Below are 20,541 nucleotides of genomic sequence, written 5' to 3' on the forward strand. Positions count from 1 at the left end.
CTCAGCAGCCCCGCAGCTTCTGGGCCAGGAGGTCGGCGACGCCGGCCAGGGGCACCCGCGTCTGCTGCATCGTGTCGCGCTCCCGCACGGTCACCGCCTCGTCGTCGAGGGTCTCGAAGTCGACGGTCACACAGTAGGGCGTGCCGATCTCGTCCTGGCGCCGGTAGCGCTTGCCGATCGCGCCCGCGTCGTCGAACTCGACGGGCCAGGAGGCCCGCAGCTCGGTCGCGAGCGCGCGGGCCCGCGGCGACAGCTCGGCGTTGCGGCTCAGGGGCAGCACCGCGGCCTTGACCGGGGCCAGGCGCGGGTCGAGCCGCAGCACGGTGCGCTGGTCGACGCCGCCCTTGGTGTTGGGTGCCTCGTCGGTGGCGTGCGCGGCCACGAGGAAGGCCATCACGGCCCGCGACAGGCCGGCCGCGGGCTCGACGACGTGAGGCAACCACCGCTCCCCCGCGGCCTGGTCGAAGAAGGACAGGTCGCGGCCCGAGGCCTCCGCGTGGGCGCGCAGGTCGTGGTCGGCCCGGTCGGTCACGCCCTCGAGCGCCCCCCACTCCGAGCCGGGCAGCCCGAAGCGGAAGTCGATGTCGACGGTGTGGGTGGTGTGCTCACCGGGCCCGGGACGGGGGTGCTCGTGGTGGCGGAGGTCGTCGGGGTCGATCCCGAGGTCGACGTACCAGCGGGTGCGCTCCTCGAGCCAGTAGGTGTGCCAGCGCGGGCCCTCCCCCGGCTTCACGAACCAGGCCAGCGACATCTGCTCGAACTCGCGGGTGCGGAACAGGAAGTCACCCGGGGTGATCTCGTTGCGGAAGCACGTGGCGACCTGGGCGATGCCGAACGGCGGCTTGCTGCGGCTGGTCGTCACCACGTTGGCCAGGTTGAGGAAGACCCCCTGCGCGGCCTCGGGCCGCAGGTGGTGGCGTCCGCCCTCGCCCTCGTCGCCCTCGGCGGCGCCGACGTGGGTGGTGAGGAGGCCCGAGAAGCGGCGCGGCTCGGTCCACGCACCGCGGGTGCCGCAGGAGGGGCAGACGGCCGAGACGAGGTCGGCGGGCCTGCCGTCGTCGTCGCCGGTCTCGCCGTCGCGCAGGTGGTCGACCCGGAACCGCTGCCGGCAGCTGCGGCACTCGGTGAGCGGGTCGGCGAACCCGTCCTCGTGGCCGCTCGCCACCCACGTGGCCGGCGGGAGGATGATCGAGGCGTCGAGGCCGACCACGTCGTCGCGGCCGTGGACGACGGCGCGCCACCACTGGCGCCGCAGGTTGTCGCGCAGCTCGACCCCCAGCGGGCCGAGGTCCCAGGCCGCCCGCGTGGCGCCGTACACCTCACCGGAGGGATAGGCGAAGCCCCGCCGCCGGGCCAGGGAGACGACGTCGGCGAGGGCGGTCGCGGCGCGCTTGGGCACGGGTGGCTCCTGGGTCCGACGGTCGGCTGGCTGCCGACCGAGGAGCGGTCAGCCTAACGACCTCGAGGCACGCACGTTGAGGTCCGATCCGGGCTCGGCGTCCTCGTAGGCGCTGGGCTCGTCGAGCGCGCGGCTCAGCGTCGGCACGGCGTGCAGCTTGACGTCGTACGCCGAGAGGGCGCGTCGGTAGGCGCCGACGTGCTCCCAGGTGGTGGTGAGAACCCACAGCGTCGGGTCGTCGACGTTGCGGCCGATCGCGCCCGCGAGGTAGCCGGGCCGGGCGGCCAGCGCGTCGTGGGCCCGCTGCAGGTCGCCGCGGAAGGCGTCGCCGTCGGGTTCCGGCACGCGGAAGCGGTTCACCACGATCACGCCCCGACCCTAGTCTTGGTCGCCATGACGACCCCCGCGCAGGCGCCCTACACCAAGCCCGCCGGCATCACCTACCCCGGTGCGCCGTGGCCGATGGTCGGCTCGATGTGGCTGACGGTGCTGCGGCTCGGGCAGGACGCGGTGGCCGTCGACGGGACGCCGCGGCCGCGGGGCGTGTACGGCGCGGCGTTCGTCTCCTACGCCGAGGGCAGCCCGCTCACCTACTCCGAGCTGCTGGTCGCGCGGGCCCTGCCGACCGGGTCGCGCAGCCCGCTGGCGGCGCTGCGCAGCAAGGTCTCCATCACCGACATCTGGGTCGACTCCCCCGAGTCCGTGGCCGGCGGTCGCGAGCTGTGGGCGATCCCCAAGGGCCTGGCCGACTTCGACCTCGACACCAGCCACCGCGGTCCGCTCACGACCACCGACTGGTCGGCCACGCTCGAGCGGCGCCCGGTCGCGAGCGCGTCGTTCACCGACCTGTCCCGGGTGGCGCCGCGCACGCCGTTCAAGGGCGTCACCTGGCAGCCGGAGCTGCCCGAGGGCGGCGGGGAGAAGAGCGCCGTGCTGCAGGGCACCGCCAAGACCCTGCCCGCCCGCGCCCGCTGGGACTTCGCCGCCGACGGCCCGCTGGGCTGGCTGCAGGCTGCCCGGCCGCTGGCGTCGGTGCGGATGGCGTCGTTCCGGATGTCGTTCGGCTGAGGCCGGGCGCGGTCGCACGTGGTCAAGGGCCGCCCCGAGCCGCCGCTCGACCTCGTCGAGCGGGTCGGCACCCTGGCGCGGGCGCTGCCGGAGGCGGACGAGGAGGAGGCCTGGACCGGCGTCCGCTGGCGGGTGCGGACCCGGACGTTCGCGCACGTGCACGTGCTGGCCGGGCACTGGGCCGAGCGCTGGTCGCCCGGGCTGGGTGAGCGGACCGTCGTCACCTTCCGGTCCTGCGGCGACGAGCTGCTGGCCCTGGAGGCCCACGGCCTCCCGTTCCTGAAGCCCGACTGGGCGCCGACCGTCGTGGCGATGGTGCTCGACGACGAGACCGACTGGGCCGAGGTGGCCGAGCTGGTGAACGAGAGCTACCGGCTGCTGGCGCCGAGGAAGCTCGCCCGGCTGCTCGACGGGGCCGCAGACGACGCTGACCCGTCGTGAACCCACGACGGGTCAGCGGTCAGTCGGTGCCGTGCTCCTCGCCGGCCCGGCGGGCCGACTCGCGGATCTCGAAGACCTCGGTCGCGAAGCCGCCGATGGCGCCCGCGACGTCCTTGACGGCCTTGGTGATGATCGTGGCCACCTCGCCGACGGCACCGGCGGCCGCCTCGGCAGTCGCCTGGATGGTGTCCTTGTTGATCTCGGCCTTGCTCAGGTGGTCACGGCCCGTGCCCTGGTCGCCCATCCCCCCAGTGTGGACGTCCCAGGTCACGACGCCAACGCGGGCCGCGTCACACGCGGCCCGCGCCGGCCGGGATGACCGGTCCGGTCAGCCCTTCTTCGGAGGGAGCGCCATCGTGAAGATCTTCTTGGCCACGCTGCCCAGCTGCTTGTGCAGCGGCCCGGTGTTGTACTGCAGGCCGTAGCGCTCGCAGATCTCGCGGACCTCCTCGGCCACCTCCGGGTAGCGGCGGGCCGGCAGGTCGGGGAACAGGTGGTGCTCGATCTGGTGGGAGAGGTTGCCCGACATCAGGTGCATCAGCGGGCCGCCGGTGATGTTGGCCGAGCCGAGCAGCTGGCGGTAGTACCAGTGGCCGCGGCTCTCGTCCTCGCACTCCTCCTGGGTGAAGGTGGCGACGCCGGCCGGGAAGTGGCCGCAGAAGATGATGTTGAAGGCCCAGATGTTGCGGATGAGGTTGGCCGTCACGTTGCCCGCGAAGGTCAGCGGGAACAGCGGGCCGGTGAGCGCGGGGAAGAGCAGGTAGTCCTTGAGCGCCTGGCGCTTGACCTTGCGCATGATGCCCGCGTGGAGGGCCTTGTTCTCCTCGATCTTGCGGGATCCGTTGACGATGTTCTCGACCTCGAGGTCGTGCATCGCCACGCCCCACTCGAAGAAGATCATCAGCAGGAACGCGTACAGCGGGTTGCCCAGGTAGTACGGGTGCCACTTCTGGTCCTCGTCCATGCGGAGGATCCCGTACCCGATGTCGCGGTCCTTGCCGAGCACGTTGGTGAACGTGTGGTGGATGTAGTTGTGGCTGTACTTCCACTGCTCGCCGGGGCAGACGTTGTCCCAGTCGTACATGCGGGAGTTCAGGCCCGGGTCGCCCATCCAGTCGTACTGGCCGTGCATGACGTTGTGGCCGATCTCCATGTTCTCCAGGATCTTGGAGATGGAGAGCGAGGCCACGGCCAGCGGCCAGGCCGGCGGCAGGTAGAACAGCGCGCGGCCGGCGATCTCGAAGCCGCGCTGGTACTTCACGACCTTGCGGATGTAGCTCGCGTCCTTCTCGCCGAGGTCGTCGAGGATGCGCTGGCGGATGGCGTCCATCTCGGCGCCGAACTGCTCGAGCTGCTCCTCGGTCAGGCGCTTGGTCTCCTGGAGGTCGACGTGCTCGAGGACCTCGTCGATGTAGCTGGGTGCGGCAACCATGCTGGTGTGTCCTTCCTCTGGCGGGTGGTCAGAGCTCGACGGTGCAGTCGCCCTCGGGGGCGCTGACGCAGATCTGGATGTCCTCGTCGGGCATCGACGAGGTGGTGCCGGTGAGCACGTTGCGGACCGTGCCCTCGGTCTTGCGGGACGTGCAGGAGAAGCAGATGCCCATGCGGCAGCCGAACTCCGGCGAGAGCCCGAGGGCCTCGGCCTGCTCGAGCAGCGTCGCCCCGCTGTTGGGCGCCTCCTGCCCGGACCGGGCGAACGTCACGTCGCCCTCGGCCGAGCCGGAGCCAGCCGGCTTGGGCGCCTTGAAGAACTCGGTGCGCAACCGGTGCTCCGGCGCGCCGTCGTAGGCCGCCACGACGAGCTCCATCATCGGGGCCGGACCGCAGGCCCACGTGTCGGTGTCGCGGTGGCGCGGCACGAGGCGGCGCAGCTCGAACTCGGAGAACACGTGGTCGCCGTGGAAGAGGTGGACGGTGACGTCGTTGTCGGCCGCGGCGATCTCGGCCAGCTCGTCGGCGAAGATCTGGTCCTCGGGCGAGCGGGCGTAGTGCAGGAAGGTGACCTTGCGACCCGCGCGGCCGTCGTACCCGTCGCGCAGGAGGGTGCGCACGATCGACATGGCCGGGGTGATGCCCGACCCGCCGGTGACGAACAGCAGGTGGTTGTTGGTCGGGGTGGCCGGGCTCTCGTCGAGCGTGAAGTCGCCCTGGGCCTGGCTGAGGTGCACGATCGTGCCCGGCTCGGCGGCCACGAGGTACTTCGAGACCTGGCCCTCCTCGTGCGCCCGCACGGTCAGGGTGATCTGCTCGCCCGGCGTGCTCGCGGCCGAGGAGATGGTGAAGCAGCGGGTCATCCGCTTGGCCGAGCCCGGCAGGTCGAGGCCGACCTGCACGTACTGGCCGGCACGGTGACCGCGCCAGGTGGCGGTGGGCTGCAAGGTGATGGTGGCGACGGGTGCCGCGTCGCTGTCGGGGTTCTCCCGGTGGACCGAGACGACCCGGGCGCGCACGTCCTGCGCGGCCCACATCGGGTTGATCATCTCGAGGTAGCGGTCGACCCCGTGCGGCGAGGTCAGCGCAGCCAGCACCTTCGAGCCCAGGATGCGCCGGCCGAGGGCCGGCAGCGGTGCGGTGGTGCTCATGGGGTGGCCTCCGAAGATTCGGTGTACGTTTGTACTCCCAAAGCATGGTCGACCGGCCACCGACGGTCAACCAACCCCGGCGGTGAGGGTGGACACACGTCCTCCGCGCTGCGGACCCGGGGCCGCCCTCAGCGCACGTCCTAGGATCGACGGGTGACCGAGGCCACCGAGACGCGCGTCGAGCGCAAGGAGCGCACCCGCCGCGCCATCCTCGACGCCACGCTCGAGCTGTGCGAGGAGAGCAGCCTCGTCGCCCTCTCGCTGCGCCAGGTCGCCAAGCAGGTCGGCATCGTGCCGACCGCGTTCTACCGCCACTTCGACTCCATCGAGTCCCTCGGCCTGGCCCTGGTCGACGAGTCCTTCGTCTCGCTGCGGGCCATGCTGCGCGACGTACGGCGGCCGGGCCGGCCCGGCCGCGAGGAGCCGTCGTTCCGCGACATCGTCGACCGGTCGGTCGACACGCTGGTCAGCCACGTGCAGAAGGAGCGCCAGCACTTCAACTTCATCGTCCGCGAGCGAGCCGCCGGCCCCCTGTCGGTGCGCGCCGCGATCCGGCACCAGGTCGAGCTGTGCGAGCGCGAGCTGGCCACCGACATCGCCCGCCTGCCCGGCACCGAGGAGTGGAGCAACGAGGACCTGCACGTGCTGTCCAACCTCATCGTGACCGCGATGGTCGCCACGGCCGAGGACATCCTCGTCGCCGCCGGCCGCCCCGACCTCGAGCGGGCCGTCGGCGAGCGGGCCCGCCAGCAGCTGCGCATGGTGCTCATCGGCGCCTTCTCCTGGCGCTCTCACTAACCGGTCGCAGACCGGCCGGCTCCGTCCGGCGGACCCGCGCCACCTGGCCGCGCTGCCGCCGGCCTGGCACCGCGGGCCCGACCCGGACCCCGACCCGACCGGCTGCTCCGTGCGCCCCGTGGCCCGGACCTGCTGTGGCCCGGGCGCCTCAGGATCCTCGGGCCCGAGACCGACCGGCTCCGTCCGGCGGACCCGCGCCACCTGGCCCCGCTGCCGCCGGCCCGGCACCGCGGGCCCGACTCCAGGTCGGTTGCCGCAGGATCGCGCCCCGGCCCGGCCGCACGGTGGTCGAGGAAGGCCGCCTGGCGGCCTGTCTCGAGACCACGCGACCGCCGCGCTGGGTCAGCCGGCCGAGCGCAGGACCACCAGGTCGACCTGGGCGGGTGCGAGGACCCGCACCGGCGGGCCGGAGGTGCCGACGCCGCGGCTGACCAGCGTCGGGACGCCGGCGACCTCGGCGTACCCCTGGGTGACGGGGTCGGAGAGCGGGGTGAGCAGGTGCATCGGCCAGAGCTGGCCGCCGTGGGTGTGGCCCGACAGCGCCAGGTCGACACCGCTGCCGCGGGGCAGGTCCTCGACCTGGTGGGGCTCGTGGGCGAGGTGGAGGACGAAGCCCTCGGGGTCGACGCCGGCCAGGGCGGCGGCCTCGTCGGGCGCCAGGTCGTCGGTGCCGGTGGCGTCGCTGACGCCGGTGACGACCAGACCGGGCGCGAGCTCGCGCGACTCGTTGACCAGCACCTCGACCCCGAGGCCGCGGTAGGTCTCGACCCACTCGCGGGCCTCGTCGAGTCCTCCGAGGAGCTCGTGGTTGCCGATGACGCCGACCACGCCGAGACGCGGGTCGAGGTCGCGCAGCGGCTCCAGGTAGCGCGCGACGTGCTCGGGCGAGCCGTCGACCAGGTCGCCGCCGAGGACGACCAGGTCGGGGTCCTCGGCCTCGACCATCGCGACCACCCGGCGCGTCCAGCTGTCGTCGTGCAGCGGCCCGACGTGCAGGTCGGTGACGAGCGCGACCCGCAGCCCGTCGTACGACGCCGGCAGGTCGGCCACGGTGACCTCGGTCGTCCGGACGGCCGGCCGGGTGGCCGCCACCACGCCGACGGCGGTGACGAGCAGGGCCAGCACCACGACGGTCGGGGTGCCGGCCCGCAGCAGCCGGCGCCGCGCCTCGGGGCGCCCGGCGAGCCGCAGCCCCAGGGACACCAGGGCGAGCAGCACCAGCCCGATCGTGAGGTAGAGGACGACGGCGAGCAGGGTCATCGCCGGCCACACGACCACGCGGGTCGGCGCGGGGTCGCCGCGCCGCAGGAGCGAGGCGCCGACCACGAAGACGACGCCGGCGACCACCTCGGCGACCAGCACGGCCCGCCGGGTGCGACGGGCCCAGTCGGGCGCGACGGCGAGGCGCCGGTGCAGCCACACGGCGTACCCGCCCAGCACGGCCAGCCCGACCACGAGCCCGACGACGAGCCGGACGACGTCTCCCACGCCACCAGCCTGCCGGAGAGCCGGTTGGCCCCGGCTAGCGTCGGCCCGTGGCCATCAGCATCCCCGACCGCGTCGTCGTCCTCGACTACGGCGAGGTCATCTCCCGCTCCCCGTCCCCCGCCGCCCGCACGGCGCTGGCCGAGGCGGCCGGCGTGCCGCTCGCCGAGCTCGAGGCGGCGTACGACGTCGACCGGCTGGCCCTCGACGGCGGCGAGCTCGGGGTCGTCGACTACTGGCGGGCGATGGGCGAGCGGCTGGGCCGGACCTACAGCCTGAGCGAGGTGCAGCGGCTGTGGACGATCGACTTCACGAGCTGGTTCGAGCCCGAGCCGGCGGTGGTCGACCTGCTCGTCGAGCTGCACGAGGGCGGCACCCGGCTGGCGCTGCTGTCCAACGCCGGCCTCGACTTCGGCGACCCGCTGCGGCGCACGCCGTTCGCCACGCTGATGGAGCAGGTCTTCGTCAGTGCCGAGATGGGCCTGGTCAAGCCCGACCCCGAGATCTACCGCCGCACGATGGAGGGCCTCGGCGTCGGCCCCGAGCAGACCGTGTTCGTCGACAACAAGGCGGTCAACACCGACGCCGCCGCGGCGCTGGGCATCACGGTGCACCACTTCACGGGTGTCGCGGGGCTCCGGGCGTTCTGCGAGTCCCTGGGGGCTGCTGGTCGATAGGGTCCCGGGCATGCAGCACGAGGAGTACGCCGCGCACGACGCGGTCGGCCTGGCCGCCCTGGTCCGCGACGGGGAGGTGACCTCGGCCGAGCTGGTCGCAGCCGCCCGCGCGCGCATCGAGGCGGTCAACGAGCGGGTCAACGCGGTCGTGGTCGACCTGCCCGACGTCACCGGGGAGCACCTCGACGACGCGCCGTTCGCCGGGGTGCCGTTCCTGGTCAAGGACCTGCACCAGGACGTCGCGGGCCACCCGACCAGCGGCGGCTCGCGGTCGATGTCCACCACCCCGGCCACCGAGAACGCCGACGTCGTCGACCGCTGGCTCGCCGCCGGGCTGGTGCTGCTGGGCAAGACCAACACCCCCGAGCTCGGCGCCAAGGGCATCACCGAGCCCGCCCTCTTCGGCCCGGCCCGCAACCCGTGGGACACCGACCACACCCCGGGCGGCTCCTCGGGCGGGAGCGCGGCCGCCGTCGCCGCGGGCATCGTGCCGGCGGCCGGCGCCAGCGACGGCGGCGGCTCGATCCGCATCCCGGCCTCGGCCTGCGGCCTCTTCGGGCTCAAGCCGACCCGCGGCCTCGTGCCCTCGGGCCCCGACGCCGGTGAACCGCTCGGCGGCACGGCCACCGACGGGGTGGTCTCGCGCAGCGTGCGCGACACCGCCGCCATGCTCGACCTGCTGGTGGGGCCGACCCCGCGCTCGCCGTACCTGCCTGCGCAGCCCGCGACGCCGTACGCCGAGGAGGTGGGCCGCGACCCGGGCAGGCTGCGCATCGGGCTGTGCACCGCCAGCTCGATCAACCCCAGCCCCGACCCGGAGGCCGTCGCGGCGGCCACGGCGACCGGCGAGCTGCTGGAGGGCCTCGGCCACCACGTCGAGCTCCTGGAGACGGCGCCCTTCGACGACGCGGCGCTGGCCAAGGACTTCCTCACCAGCTGGTTCGCCTACTGCGCCTACTCCGTCGATGAGGCCAAGCGGGTCTCGGGCAGCGGCGACGGCGGCTTCGAGGACGACACGCTGACCATGGCTGCCCTGGGGCGGGCGACGAGCCCGGTCGACCTCGTGCGGGCCATCGAGCACCGGCACCAGCACGTGCGGCGGCTCTCGGAGTTCCACGAGACCTACGACCTGCTGCTCACGCCGACCACCGCGACCGCTCCCCCGCGCATCGGGGCGTTCGAGGCCCCGGCGCCGGTGCGGCTCGCCCAGAGGGCGCTGCTGACCGCGCGGGCGGCCAGCGTGCTGAGGCTGACGCCGGTCGTCGACCAGATGATCACCCAGAACCTCGGGTGGGTGCCCTACACCCAGCTGGCCAACCTCACCGGACGCCCGGCGATGTCGGTGCCGCTGCACTGGTCGCCCGCCGGCCTGCCCATCGGCTCCCAGCTCGTCGGACGCCTCGGCGCCGACGGCCTGCTGCTGCGGCTCGCCGCGCAGCTCGAGGAGGCCGCGCCCTGGGCCGACCGGCGTCCCCCGCTCTGAGGGACGCCGGCCCGCTCCGGCTCAGCGGCGGCGGACCCGCACGACCACCTGGTCCTGGCTGGGCAGGACGGTGGCGGAGCCGGCGTAGCGCAGGGTGAAGGGGCGCCGCCCGGCCGGAGCGTCGACCCGGACCCGCAGCACGGCCCGGCCCCCGGCGAGCGGGGCCGAGGCGACCTGCCGGCCGGCCCGCCACAGGCTGACCCGACCGGTCGGCACGCCCGCCGTCGACCGGACGGTCGCAGCGAACGCCACCCGGGCGCCGCGGCGCACCGCACCGGGCGTGGCCCGCACGGTCGTGGTCGACGCGACCCGCGGTGCCGGCCGGACGGTCAGCACCACGGAGGTGCGGGCCGCGGCGACCTGCGCGCTGCCGAGGTAGTCGACGACGAGCCGGTGCGGCCCGCTCGCGAGCGTCGCGGGCAGCCCCACCAGCGCCGCGCCGTCGGTGAGCGTGCCCGTGCCGAGCACCCGGCCGGCCTCGCTGACCCGCACCTCACCGGTCGCGGGGACACCCTCGGCCCCGCTGTCGACCCGGACGGCCACGGTCGGCACCTGGCCCGCCGTGACGCTCGGCGCCGCGGCGACGACCGACGAGGGCGCCGAGCCGACGGTCAGCGCGAAGGCCGACCGACCGTCGCCCACCCAGCCGCTGCCGGCGTACGACGCCACGAGGTCGTGGCGACCCGGCGCGAGCCCGGCCGGCACGGTGACCCGGGCGAGCCCGTCGGTGACGGCGGCGGAGCCCAGGACCCGCTCGCCCTCGCGGACGGTGACGGTGCCCTCGACCGGGTCGCCCGCGGTGGCGGGGCGCACGGTGACGGGGACGACGACGTCCTCGCCGTACGGCGCGGTGGCGTCGGCGGCGGTGACGGTCGCGGCCGGTGCGGGCGCGGTGCGGAAGACCGCCGGCTCGGAGGCGGTGCGGCCGCCGCCGGCGCTGGTGGCACTGACGACCCAGCCGTACGTCGTGCCCGGGCGCAGGCCCGACCACGTCGTGGTGGCGGTGCCGCCGGAGGCGACCCTGCTGGTGCCCAGGTCCTCGCGCGGGACGAACGCGGCGACGTCGTCGGTGGTGAACGACGTGGTCCGGCTGGTCAGGTCGACCGGCAGCACCATGTCGTCCTCCGTGCCGTCGTAGCGGAGGTCCTCGTCGTGCTCGGTGGCGTCGAACTCCTCGAGGAACGGCGAGTAGGTGTCGACGACCATCTCGCCGCGGTCGACGTCGAACTGCAGCAGCCGCAGGAAGCTGGCCCCGAAGCGGAGGCGGTCGGTGGGCGCGTAGCCCCCGACCTCGGTGAGCCCGAGCCGGTCGGCGCTGACGGTGTAGAACTGGTAGTCGGCCAGCATCTCGACCACGTCGTGCGTCACCGTCGCCCCGACGCCGGCCTTCACGTTGGTGCCGACGCCGTGCTCGTGGCCGGCCAGCACGAGGAACACGTTGGGGTTGGACTCCACGACCAGCTTGTAGAGCAGCGAGCCGTCGGGCGCGGCGAAGGCGGCACCGCGGCCGTCGGGGTTGGTCGAGGGCTTGAGGTAGTCGTGCGAGAGCAGGATGCCGTTGCGCTCGGGGAAGCGCCGGAACACCGACGCGGCCCAGTCGGCCTCCTCGCGGGTCACGCCGTAGGAGAGCCCGACGGCGACGAACTCCAGCCCGCCGGCGGAGAACAGGACGTAGTTGTTCTGGTTGTCGCCCTCCTTCCACGGCCCGCCGTAGGACGCCTGGCCCCACGCGTCGTCGGCCGCCTCGTAGCGGCCCGGCCCGTAGTACTGGTTGTACGTCGAGGAGGGGCCGGTCTCGAGCCCGCGCTGGTTGTCGTGGTTGCCGGCGATGACCTGGTTGGGCACGCCGGCCCGGTCGAGGGTGCCCTGCAGCTCGCTGGTCACCTCGAACTCGCCCGTGACCTGCGCCTGCATCTCGGGCGTGGTCGGGGCGCCGATGTTGTTCTCGGTGATGTCGCCGGTGTGGGCGACGTAGGCGATCTTGCGGTCGCGGGCCTGCTCGGCGATCCACTCCGTCGTGGCGCCGTACGCCGCGCGCCACACGGCCCGCTCGGCCTCGGACTCCTGCTCGACCGCGCCCTCGGCGAGGTACTGGGTGTCGGTGAAGTGCACGAGCGAGAAGTCGTAGGTCGAGGGGTCGGCGAACCCGTCGGGGTTGCGGGGCTCGAGGTCGTCGGCGAAGGGGTCCTCGCCGGTCACGAGCACGTGCACCGCACCGCGGTCGACGTAGCGCGCGGGGGCGGGCGCGGTCAGGACGGTGTCGCCCTCGAGGGCCCCGCGGCTGCTCGCCAGCATGTCCCAGGCCCGGGTGGTGGCGTTCCACGCCCGCAGGGCGACGACCCGCTCCGGGTCGACGGTCCCGGTCCAGCGGAGCACGGGCGCGGTGGCGCCGGTGCCACCGACGCGGAGGTCGAAGCGCTGGAAGGTGACGTCGCGACCGGCGGGCGCCGCCAGCTCACCCGTGCCGAGCGGAGTCAGGGAGGACGCGTCGACCTGCTGCTCGCCCGCGACCTCGAGGGTCGTCGGCACGGCGGTGGCGGTGCCCTGGAAGCCGGCGGTCGGGACGACCACGTCGGCGGCGGTGAACTGCGCGGTCACGTCACCGCCGCCGGGCACCGCCACGACGGCCGACAGGTCGGCGCTGCGAGCGACGTCGGTCGTGCCGGGGACCGGCCGGAGGTCGGTGGGCGCGTCGGGGACGCCGGCGCTGGTGAAGCGGATGCGGCGGGTCGCCCGGTTGCCGAGGGCGTCGACCGCGTCGACGGTGATCTCGTGCGGCCCGGCGGCGAGGCCGGGCCCGACCGGGTCACCGGGGGCCAGCGGTTGCCCGTCGAGCAGCGTGGTCGGCGTCCCGGCGACGCCGGCGAGGTCGTCGAGGTCGAGGTCGAAGGCGACGGCAGAGGTGAGGCGCTGGCCCGTGGCCGGCACGCTGCCGGCCACGACGGGGGCGGTGTTGTCGGTGACCAGCGTCCGGGTCGCGGTGGCGCCCGAGCCCGAGGTGGCGCTGACCGTGTGGTCGCCGTCGGCCAGCTGGGCCGTCGGCACGTCGGCCCGCAGGCCCTGCGCCGGGGCGTCGACGTCGAAGACCAGGCCGACCCGCAGCGTGCCGGTGAAGCTGCTGCCGCAGCTGCCGTCGCCGATCGCGACCGGGACGGCCGCGCCGGCGGCGGTGACCGACCGGGTGGTCAGGCGGGCCGTGCCGGCGGCCGGGGCCAGCACGATGTCGGCCAGCGAGAAGTCGTCGAAGTTGTCGCCGCACTCCGAGGGGATCGAGCCGGCGACGACCTCCACGACGTTGGTGCCGGGCAGCAGCCACTCGTTGGGGATCGCGAGGTCGGCGGTGACGCCGACGTGGTCGGCGAGGTCGTAGCGGTTGCCGTTGACCAGGACGTGGTTGTAGTAGCGCGCCTCGGTGCCGTTGCCGCCCACGAGGAAGCGAAGGTGCGCCTCGCCCGACCCCAGCGTCGGCAGGGTCCGCGCGGTCGGGGCGCCCTCGACGGAGAACGACAGGGCCGCCTCGGTCAGCCGGGTCGTGCTGCTGCCGCAGGTGCCGTCACCCATGGCGTACGTCGCGGCGGCCGGGCCCGTGACGGTGCCGCCGTCGACGACGAGGGACACGGCGCTGAGGTCGAAGTCGTCGTGGTTGGCGCACAGGGTGGCGCCGGAGCCGCTGTTGATGTCGCCGGTGACGATGCGGACCTCGTTGGCCCCGGGCAGCAGGTAGTGGCGCGGCACCGGCACCGCGACCGTCTGGCTGACCCACTCGCCGCCGATCTCGACCCGGTGGCCGTTGACGAGGAGGTGGTTGTAGTAGCGAGCCTCGATCGAGTTGCTGCCGACGGTGAAGCGCACCTCGGCGTCCCCGGCGGCGAGCGTGGTCGTGGCGGGCGGCACTGCACCGTCGACGAGCAACGACGCCACCGAGCCCGACCCGGACGCGGACGTGGCCGCGGTGACGGTCTGGCGCCCGGCGACGAGGGTGCCGTCGACCGGGGAGACCCGGGGAGCGCCCTCCGGGGCGTTGTTGACGCGGACGGTGTGGGCGGTGGTCGCCCCCGACGCGGTGGTCGCGGCGATGCGGTGCCGGCCGTTGGGCAGGGTGCGGGTGTCGAGCTCGGCGGTCAGGCCGGTCGTGGCGCCGGGAGTGCCCATGGCGAAGAAGTGCAGGGTGGCGCTGGTGAGCAGGGCGGGGTTGGTGCCGCAGCTGCCGTCGCCCATCGCGTAGGTGTACTCGTTGTCCTCGCCGTCGGCCGTCTCGCCCAGCAGCTCCAGGCGCACCTCGGAGACGGTGAAGTCGTCGTTGTTGAGCCCGCAGCTGCTCTCGATGGCCCCGGTGCGGATCTCCACGACGTTGTCGCCGGTGCGCAGCGCGGTGTTGGGCACTTCGACGGTCACGCGCTCGGAGATGGCGTCGGTCAGCCCGATCCGGGTGCCGTTGACCAGCAGGTAGTTGCCGAAGCGGGTCTCGATGGAGTTGTCGCCGACGTCGAAGGACAGCCGCGACGTGCCGGGCGTGGCCGTCGCCTCGAGCGGCTCGCCGTCGACGGTCAGCGCGGTGACCTCGTCGCCCGCGGTCGTCGCGTCGGAGGCCACGGTGACCGTGCCCTCCAGCCAGCGTCCGTCGGCCGGGACCAGGGTGGGTGGGGTCGGGTCGGTCACGGCCGCCGCCGGTGAGGCGGGAGCCGCGGGCACGGCGGGAGCGGGGGCTGCCGAGGCGGGCGGCACGGCGGTGGAGCCGAGGACCGTGGCCAGCACGGCCGTCACGGTCACCGCCGCCGCGCGCCCGCGGGGGCGCCAGGGGTGCGTCATGGGGGTGTCTCCTGGTTCGGGGGTCGGGAGGGTCGGGTCAGGCGAGGAGGGTCGGTCAGGCGAGGAGGGTCTGGGCGGACAGGACGGCGAGGGCGGCGCCGACGCCGGTGATGCCGACGGCGGTGACGAGGGGGCCGACGCGGGTCGCGACGGTGAGGGCGGGCCGCGACTCCGCGGCGCGGGCGATCCAGCCGGACCCGGCGAGCGCGACCAGCCCGACCCCCAGGAGCACGGCGGCCAGGCCGAGCCCGAACGCCAGCACGAGCACCAGGGCCAGGCCGCTCCGCCCGGTGAAGATGCCGGTCACCAGCAGCAGGAACGCCGTCGGCGACGGCGCCAGCCCACCCGAGACGCCGAGGAGCAGCACGCCCGGCCGGCTCGCCCCGTGCCCGTGGCCGTGGCCATGGCCGTGGCCGTGGCCGTGGCCGTGGCCGTGGCCGTGGCCGTGGCCGTGCCCGTGGCCGTGCCCGTGGCCGCGGTGGGCCCGCAGGTGGCGGCGCAGCAGCCACACGCCGGTCGCCACGACGAGCAGCCCGGCCACCAGGCGCAGGCCCGCCGTCAGCGCCTCGAGCCGCACCAGGTCGGAGAGCGAGAGGAAGGTCCAGGCCACGGCCAGCACGAGCACCGAGACGGTGTGCATGGCCGCGACCGACCCGGCCATCCAGACCGCGTCGCGGGCCCGGCCGCCGCTGCCCACGAGGTAGGCCGCGGCCAGGCTCTTGCCGTGCCCGGGCCCCACGGCGTGCGCGGCACCGGCCACGAACGCGACCAGCACGGCCAGCGGCACGAACCCCGGGTCGGTGACGAGCTCGGGGAGCCGCTCCCCCAGCGTCGCCGGGACGCCGGTCACGCGACCGCCGTGGGCTCGGTGCGGCGCCCGCGCCGGCGCACCCAGAACGCCCCGCCGACCCCGGCCGCGCCGGCCAGGCCGAGCACGCCGCCCATCTGCAGGGCGGCCCCGGCGGCGCTGGACCGGGTCCCGCCGCCGGTTCCGTCGGCCAGCGCGAAGGCGTGGACCGGGTGCCCGGCGTCGTACGCCGCGCGCTGGCCGTCGGGACCGGTGGCCAGCGTCCGGTAGGCGGGGTGCAGGTCGGTGAGGGTGGTGACCTCGACCTCGGCCGCCCCGACGGGGGCGCCGGTCCCGCAGGCGAACAGCAGGTCGACCCCGTCGACGGCCAGGTCGGCCACGGGCGCGGTCCGCCCGGGGCAGCCCCGCCCGTCAGCGGTGACGCGCACGTGCCCGAGCAGGTAGCCCGACAGGGCGTCGGACCCGGCCAGCAGGTCGGCGTCCCCGGGCTCGGTCAGCACCGCGCCGTCGAGCAGCACCCGCTCGGCGGGCAGCAGGCCGAGGTGCTGGGCCAACGCGGTCAGGTCGTCGCCGGCCCCGGCCCGCCAGCGGACCCGGACCTCACCGTCGCCGGTGCCCGCGACCTCGACGGTCTGCGGGTCGCCGAACGGGTGGGCGGCGGCCGGCGGTGCGGCCAGGGTGGCGGCCGCGAGCCAGGCGACGAGGGCGGCCGCTGCGGCCACCAGGCCACGGCGCAGCAGGCCGCGGCGCAGCAGGGCGGGGCGCAGCAGGGCGGGGCGCAGCAGGGCGGGGTCGAGCAGGGACACGATCGTGCTCCGAGGGGGTCGGTCGGCTGGGCCGACTTTCGACCGCGCGGCGTACACAACCCACCACCGGTGGCCGTCGCCCTCCTCCCGCCCGACCGTCGGCCGACCGTCAGGTGAACGTCAGGAGCGCGGCACGACCGGCCGCACGGTCACCTCGGGGATCGTCGCGTCGGCGGGCAGGTCGAGCACGTGCAGCACCGTCTCGGCCACGGTGGCGGCGCTGATCCACCGCGACGCGTCGTAGGTGCGGCCCTCCTGCTCGTGCACCTTCTCCTGCATCGGGGTGACGGTGCGGCTGGGGAAGACCGTGGTGACCCGCACGCCGTGCTCGACCTCCTCGGCGCGCAGCGCGTCGGCGAAGGCGCGCAGGCCGAACTTCGACGCGGCGTACGCCGCCCACCCGGCGTTGGCGGTGAGCCCGGCCGAGGAGTTGACCAGCACCACGAGCCCGCGGGCCCGGCGCAGCGCGGGCAGCAGCGGACGGGTCAGGGCGGCGGGTGCGACGAGGTTGACCGCCAGGTGCTCCTGCATCGCCCCGACCGTCAGGTCGGCGACCGGCGCGAGGTCGACGACGCCGGCGACGTGGTGCAGGGAGTCGAGCCGGTCGAGGCCGGACAGGTCGAGGTCCTCGAGCGAGGCGGGGTCGGCGAGGTCGGCGACGAGGGTGCGGGCCCCTGCGTACCGCTCGGCCAGGGCGGCCGCCCGCTCGTCCGAGCGGGCCAGGAGCACCAGCTCGTCGCCGCGGGCGTGCAACCGGTCGGCCAGCGCCGCGCCGATGCCCGACCCGGCGCCGGTGACCAGGTGGCGCATCAGGCGGTGAAGACGATCTTGCCGAACACGTCGCCGTCGGCCATGGCCGCGAAGCCCTCGCGGGCGTCGGTCAGCGCGACCTCGCGGTCGATGAGCGGCTTGGTCCCGGTGGCGTCGAGGAGCGTCACGAGCGAGGCCAGCTCGTCGCGGGTGCCCATGGTCGACCCGACGACCGAGAGCTGGAGGAAGAAGATGCGGGTCAGCTCGGCGTCGTCGAGCTTGGGGCCCGAGGTGGTGCCGGAGGTGACCAGGACGCCGCCGGGACGCAGCGAGCGGATCGAGTGCGACCAGGTCGCGCGGCCCACCGTCTCCATCACGCCGTCGACCTTGACCGGCAGCCGGGCACCGGACTCGAAGACCTCGTGGGCGCCGATCTCGAGCGCCTTGGCCCGCTTGGCCTCGTCGCGGGAGGTGGCCAGCACCCTCAGCCCGGCCGCGCGGGCCAGGATGATGCACGCGGTGGCCACGCCGCCGCCCGCGCCCTGCACGAGCACGGTGTCGCCGGCGGTCAGCCGGCCGCGGGTGAAGAGCATCCGGTAGGCGGTGAGCCAGGCGGTCGGCAGGCAGGCGGCCTCGGCGAAGGACAGCGAGGCGGGCTTGGGCACGACGTTGCGGCGCGGCACGGCGACCTTCTCGGCCAGGGTGCCCTGGTGGCGCTCGGAGAGCAGCGAGCGCCTCGGGTCGAGGGTCTCGTCGCCGGTCCACGCCGGGTCGCTGACGACGGCGTGCACGACGACCTCGTTGCCGTCCTCGTCGAGGCCCGCGGCGTCGCAGCCGAGGATCATCGGCAGCTGCTCCTCCTTGAGCCCGACCCCCCGCAGCGACCACACGTCGTGGTGGTTGAGGGAGGCGGCCTTGACCGTGACCGTGGTCCACCCGTCGGGCACCTCGGGGTCGGGGCGCTCGCCGAGCACCAGGCCCTGCAGCGGGTCGTCGGGGTGGAAGGACTCGGCGTAGACGGCGAACATGGCCCGACCGTACCGACGGGCGGCGCGCCCGGGGGGTGGGAGCCCTACGGTGGACCCATGGACCACCCGACCGTCGTCGTGCTGTTCGGCGCCACCGGCGACCTCGCCAAGCGCAAGCTGCTCCCCGGCCTGCTCCACCTCCACGAGGCCGAGCTGGTGCCCGAGATGCGCATCATCGGCTCCTCGCTGGAGGACCTCGACCGCGAGGCGTTCGACGCGCTCGCCCGCGAGGCGTGCGAGGAGTTCGGCGAGGGCGACATCACCGACGAGCGGTGGGCGCGCTTCAGCGAGCGGCTGCACTACCTGCCGACCTCGCAGGGTCCGCAGGCCCTGGCCGCGCTGGTCCGCGAGCTGGAGGACGAGCTCGGCCCGCGCGACGACGTACGCCGCCTGCACTACCTCAGCGTGCCGCCGAAGGCGGCCCTCGACGTGATCAAGGAGCTGCGCGAGGCCCGGCTCGTCGAGCGCAGCCGGGTGGTGATGGAGAAGCCGTTCGGCGTCGACCTGGCCAGCGCGCAGCGGCTCAACCACGAGGTCCACCAGGTCTTCAGCGAGGACCAGGTCTTCCGCATCGACCACTTCCTGGGCAAGGAGGCCGCCCAGAACATCCTCGCCTTCCGGTTCGCCAACGGCCTGTTCGAGCCCATCTGGAACCGCAACTTCATCGACCACGTGCAGATCGACGTGCCCGAGACCCTCGGCCTGGAGACCCGCACCGCGTTCTACGAGGGCACCGGCGCCTACCGCGACATGGTCGTCACCCACCTGATGCAGGTGCTGGCGTTCATGGCGATGGAGCCCCCGACCCGCCTGGAGCCCGCGCCCATCGGCGAGGAGAAGCTCAAGGTCTTCCGCTCGATGCGGCCCATCGAGCCCCACAACGTCGTCCGCGGCCAGTACGACGGCTACCGCGGCAAGCAGGGCGTGGCGGAGGACTCCGACACCGAGACCTTCATCGCCCTCAAGGTCGAGATCGACAACTGGCGGTGGGCCGGCGTGCCCTTCTACCTCCGTACGGGCAAGAAGCTGGCCGAGGGCGCGCGGATCATCTCCATCGCGTTCAAGGAGCCCCCGCTGTCGATGTTCCCGGCCGGCTCGCACGCCGGCACCGCGGGGCCCGACCACCTCACCTTCGACCTGGCCGACCAGTCGAAGATGTCGCTGTCGTTCTACGGCAAGCGCCCCGGCACGGGCATGCGCCTGGAGAAGCTCTCGATGCAGTTCGCGACCAGCGACACCGCGAGCACCGGGCTCGTCCTGGAGGCCTACGAGCGGCTCATCCACGACGCCATGCGGGGCGACCGCACCCTGTTCACCTCCGCCGAGGGCATCGAGACGCTGTGGGAGAAGTCGCAGCAGCTGCTCGACAACCCGCCCCCGGTGCGCACCTACCCGCAGGGCTCCTGGGGCCCCAACGCCATCCACCAGCTCATCGCGCCGCACGCCTGGCGGCTGCCGTTCGAGCGGGCCTGGCGCGACACCAACACCACGAGCTGACGTCGTCGGGAGCCGCCTCAGGTCGCGGCGTAGGCGCGGGCCACGCGCTCGTCCTCGGCGGGGTCGCCCGTGGCGACGCTGAGCTCCAGGCCGCCGTGGTCGTCGGCGACGACGAGCAGCGTGCGGTCGCCGTCCCGGAGCGGGAGGAGGTAGGCGGGGGCGTCGCCGGACAGCACCACCGGGTCGGTCCCCTCCTGCTGCACCATTGCCTCGACGTAGCCGTCGATGCGCCAGCGGCCGAGGTCGCTCGCGATGACCGGCCGACCGCCGTCCCGGGTCCCCAGGACGCACGCGCCGGGCACGACCGGGTCCGGGCGGACTGGCCGCTCCAGCAACGCCCGGACGCGGTCGACGTCCACCCGGGCGCACACCGACGGCGTCGGGCGCACCTCGGTGGGTGCGACGTCGGTCCCCCGCACGACGGTCCACAGCACCTCGGCCAGGCGCGCCTCCTCGGCCCGCGTCGCGGCGGGCACGGAGAGCCGCCACGTGGCACCGTCGGCCGCCGCGACCGTGACCAGGTGCCGGGCCAGGCCGTCGCGCTGGTCGAACGCGACCGCGTCATCGGCCCCCACCAGGGTCACCGGCTGCGGTCGCTCCTCGTCGGCAGAGGCGATCGCCCACTCGTCGGCGACGACCTCGTCGTACGGCGTGGTGCTGGCCGACCACCGCACGCTGCCGCCACCGAAGCACGACCACCGCTCGGCCGACTCCTCGGTGGTGACGTCCCGCAGCTCGCGTCCGAGGGCCGCCGAGAGAGCGGAGGCCCCCACCCCTGCGCAGACGGGCGGCAGGGTCGGCGGCGCCGGCTCCGCCGCCGGCAGGGGCTGCACGGGTGTGTCCGAGCAGCCGGCGACGACCAGGGCGCAGACCGCGGCGGCCGAGGCGGCAGCACGTGGTCGGGACACCT

General features: G+C 74.5%; 18 protein-coding genes. 6 read left to right on the forward strand and 12 right to left on the reverse strand.

What is annotated here, in order from left to right:
- Position 1: 1 nt before the first annotated feature.
- Both FJQ57_RS12415 and FJQ57_RS12420 read right to left on the reverse strand, forming a co-directional pair.
- Positions 2 to 1,399, reverse strand: a complete 1,398-nt coding sequence (locus tag FJQ57_RS12415) for a glycine--tRNA ligase (RefSeq protein WP_139980734.1) — start codon at positions 1,397 to 1,399, stop codon at positions 2 to 4.
- 48 nt (positions 1,400 to 1,447) lie between these two features.
- Entirely contained in the window at positions 1,448 to 1,768 is a 321-nt protein-coding gene (locus FJQ57_RS12420) for an antibiotic biosynthesis monooxygenase family protein (RefSeq protein ID WP_139980736.1), read from the reverse strand.
- A 24-nt stretch (positions 1,769 to 1,792) separates the two neighbouring features.
- On the opposite strand from FJQ57_RS12420, the gene FJQ57_RS12425 reads away from it, so the two are divergent.
- Both FJQ57_RS12425 and FJQ57_RS12430 read left to right on the forward strand, forming a co-directional pair.
- Positions 1,793 to 2,467: an acetoacetate decarboxylase family protein gene (locus tag FJQ57_RS12425; RefSeq protein ID WP_139980738.1), complete on the forward strand. Its 675-nt coding sequence runs from the start codon at positions 1,793 to 1,795 to the stop codon at positions 2,465 to 2,467.
- Positions 2,468 to 2,485: 18 nt separating this feature from the next.
- Positions 2,486 to 2,908, forward strand: a complete 423-nt coding sequence (locus FJQ57_RS12430; RefSeq protein ID WP_139980740.1) for an MmcQ/YjbR family DNA-binding protein — start codon at positions 2,486 to 2,488, stop codon at positions 2,906 to 2,908.
- Positions 2,909 to 2,927: 19 nt separating this feature from the next.
- Here FJQ57_RS12430 and FJQ57_RS12435 read toward each other — a convergent pair whose 3' ends face one another.
- The 3 genes from FJQ57_RS12435 to FJQ57_RS12445 form a co-directional block, all read right to left on the reverse strand.
- Positions 2,928 to 3,152, reverse strand: a complete 225-nt coding sequence (locus FJQ57_RS12435; protein WP_139980742.1) for a hypothetical protein — start codon at positions 3,150 to 3,152, stop codon at positions 2,928 to 2,930.
- A gap of 84 nt (positions 3,153 to 3,236) precedes the next feature.
- Positions 3,237 to 4,340, reverse strand: a complete 1,104-nt coding sequence (locus FJQ57_RS12440) for a fatty acid desaturase family protein (RefSeq protein ID WP_139980743.1) — start codon at positions 4,338 to 4,340, stop codon at positions 3,237 to 3,239.
- 28 nt (positions 4,341 to 4,368) lie between these two features.
- Positions 4,369 to 5,490 carry a ferredoxin reductase gene (locus FJQ57_RS12445; RefSeq protein ID WP_139980745.1) on the reverse strand — a complete coding sequence of 374 codons (1,122 nt, stop codon included), beginning with the start codon at positions 5,488 to 5,490 and terminating at the stop codon, positions 4,369 to 4,371.
- A gap of 153 nt (positions 5,491 to 5,643) precedes the next feature.
- Here FJQ57_RS12445 and FJQ57_RS12450 point away from each other — a divergent pair, with 153 nt between their 5' ends.
- Complete coding sequence (locus FJQ57_RS12450) at positions 5,644 to 6,288, forward strand: TetR family transcriptional regulator (RefSeq protein ID WP_139980747.1); 645 nt, start codon at positions 5,644 to 5,646, stop codon at positions 6,286 to 6,288.
- A 342-nt stretch (positions 6,289 to 6,630) separates the two neighbouring features.
- Here the strand turns inward: FJQ57_RS12450 and FJQ57_RS12455 are convergent, their stop codons facing one another.
- The gene (locus tag FJQ57_RS12455; RefSeq protein WP_139980749.1) at positions 6,631 to 7,776 is read right to left on the reverse strand and encodes a metallophosphoesterase; all 1,146 of its coding nucleotides are present in this window, start codon (positions 7,774 to 7,776) and stop codon (positions 6,631 to 6,633) included.
- A gap of 47 nt (positions 7,777 to 7,823) precedes the next feature.
- On the opposite strand from FJQ57_RS12455, the gene FJQ57_RS12460 reads away from it, so the two are divergent.
- Positions 7,824 to 8,450: an HAD family hydrolase gene (locus tag FJQ57_RS12460; RefSeq protein ID WP_139980752.1), complete on the forward strand. Its 627-nt coding sequence runs from the start codon at positions 7,824 to 7,826 to the stop codon at positions 8,448 to 8,450.
- Between the two features lie 10 nt (positions 8,451 to 8,460).
- Positions 8,461 to 9,933, forward strand: coding sequence for an amidase (locus FJQ57_RS12465; RefSeq protein ID WP_139980754.1), 1,473 nt, complete (start codon positions 8,461 to 8,463; stop codon positions 9,931 to 9,933).
- Positions 9,934 to 9,954: 21 nt separating this feature from the next.
- Here FJQ57_RS12465 and FJQ57_RS12470 read toward each other — a convergent pair whose 3' ends face one another.
- From FJQ57_RS12470 to FJQ57_RS12485, 5 genes are all read right to left on the reverse strand, one after another.
- A complete protein-coding gene (locus FJQ57_RS12470; protein WP_139980755.1) occupies positions 9,955 to 14,742 on the reverse strand; it encodes an Ig-like domain repeat protein in 4,788 nt (1,595 codons plus the stop codon).
- Between the two features lie 55 nt (positions 14,743 to 14,797).
- Positions 14,798 to 15,592: a HoxN/HupN/NixA family nickel/cobalt transporter gene (locus FJQ57_RS12475; RefSeq protein WP_211348909.1), complete on the reverse strand. Its 795-nt coding sequence runs from the start codon at positions 15,590 to 15,592 to the stop codon at positions 14,798 to 14,800.
- Positions 15,589 to 16,356 (reverse strand): hypothetical protein, encoded by a 768-nt coding sequence (locus tag FJQ57_RS22980; RefSeq protein WP_211348910.1) that lies wholly within the window; start codon positions 16,354 to 16,356, stop codon positions 15,589 to 15,591. Before FJQ57_RS22980 ends, FJQ57_RS12475 begins: the two co-directional genes overlap by 4 nt.
- A 120-nt stretch (positions 16,357 to 16,476) precedes the next feature.
- On the reverse strand, positions 16,477 to 17,166 hold the full coding sequence (locus FJQ57_RS12480) for an SDR family oxidoreductase (protein WP_211348911.1): 690 nt from the start codon (positions 17,164 to 17,166) through the stop codon (positions 16,477 to 16,479).
- The gene (locus FJQ57_RS12485) at positions 17,166 to 18,134 is read right to left on the reverse strand and encodes a zinc-binding dehydrogenase (protein ID WP_139980759.1); all 969 of its coding nucleotides are present in this window, start codon (positions 18,132 to 18,134) and stop codon (positions 17,166 to 17,168) included. Before FJQ57_RS12485 ends, FJQ57_RS12480 begins: the two co-directional genes overlap by 1 nt.
- A gap of 57 nt (positions 18,135 to 18,191) precedes the next feature.
- On the opposite strand from FJQ57_RS12485, the gene zwf reads away from it, so the two are divergent.
- The gene (gene zwf / locus FJQ57_RS12490) at positions 18,192 to 19,631 is read left to right on the forward strand and encodes a glucose-6-phosphate dehydrogenase (protein WP_211348912.1); all 1,440 of its coding nucleotides are present in this window, start codon (positions 18,192 to 18,194) and stop codon (positions 19,629 to 19,631) included.
- 17 nt (positions 19,632 to 19,648) lie between these two features.
- Here the strand turns inward: zwf and FJQ57_RS22525 are convergent, their stop codons facing one another.
- Positions 19,649 to 20,539: a hypothetical protein gene (locus tag FJQ57_RS22525; protein ID WP_170219421.1), complete on the reverse strand. Its 891-nt coding sequence runs from the start codon at positions 20,537 to 20,539 to the stop codon at positions 19,649 to 19,651.
- Between the last annotated feature and the right edge of the window lie 2 nt (positions 20,540 to 20,541).

This window comes from Nocardioides litoris (assembly GCF_006346315.1).
Lineage (GTDB): Bacteria > Actinomycetota > Actinomycetes > Propionibacteriales > Nocardioidaceae > Nocardioides > Nocardioides litoris.

Excerpts from the sequence above, each read along its gene's own strand:
- FJQ57_RS12445 (WP_139980745.1), bottom strand. The coding sequence starts at position 5,490 with ATGAGCACCACCGCACCGCTGCCGGCCCTCGGCCGGCGCATCCTGGGC.
- FJQ57_RS12465 (WP_139980754.1), top strand. The coding sequence starts at position 8,461 with ATGCAGCACGAGGAGTACGCCGCGCACGACGCGGTCGGCCTGGCCGCC.
- FJQ57_RS12435 (WP_139980742.1), bottom strand. The coding sequence starts at position 3,152 with ATGGGCGACCAGGGCACGGGCCGTGACCACCTGAGCAAGGCCGAGATC.
- FJQ57_RS12485 (WP_139980759.1), bottom strand. The coding sequence starts at position 18,134 with ATGTTCGCCGTCTACGCCGAGTCCTTCCACCCCGACGACCCGCTGCAG.
- zwf (WP_211348912.1), top strand. The coding sequence starts at position 18,192 with ATGGACCACCCGACCGTCGTCGTGCTGTTCGGCGCCACCGGCGACCTC.
- FJQ57_RS12480 (WP_211348911.1), bottom strand. The coding sequence starts at position 17,166 with ATGCGCCACCTGGTCACCGGCGCCGGGTCGGGCATCGGCGCGGCGCTG.
- FJQ57_RS12425 (WP_139980738.1), top strand. The coding sequence starts at position 1,793 with ATGACGACCCCCGCGCAGGCGCCCTACACCAAGCCCGCCGGCATCACC.
- FJQ57_RS12440 (WP_139980743.1), bottom strand. The coding sequence starts at position 4,340 with ATGGTTGCCGCACCCAGCTACATCGACGAGGTCCTCGAGCACGTCGAC.
- FJQ57_RS12470 (WP_139980755.1), bottom strand. The coding sequence starts at position 14,742 with ATGACGCACCCCTGGCGCCCCCGCGGGCGCGCGGCGGCGGTGACCGTG.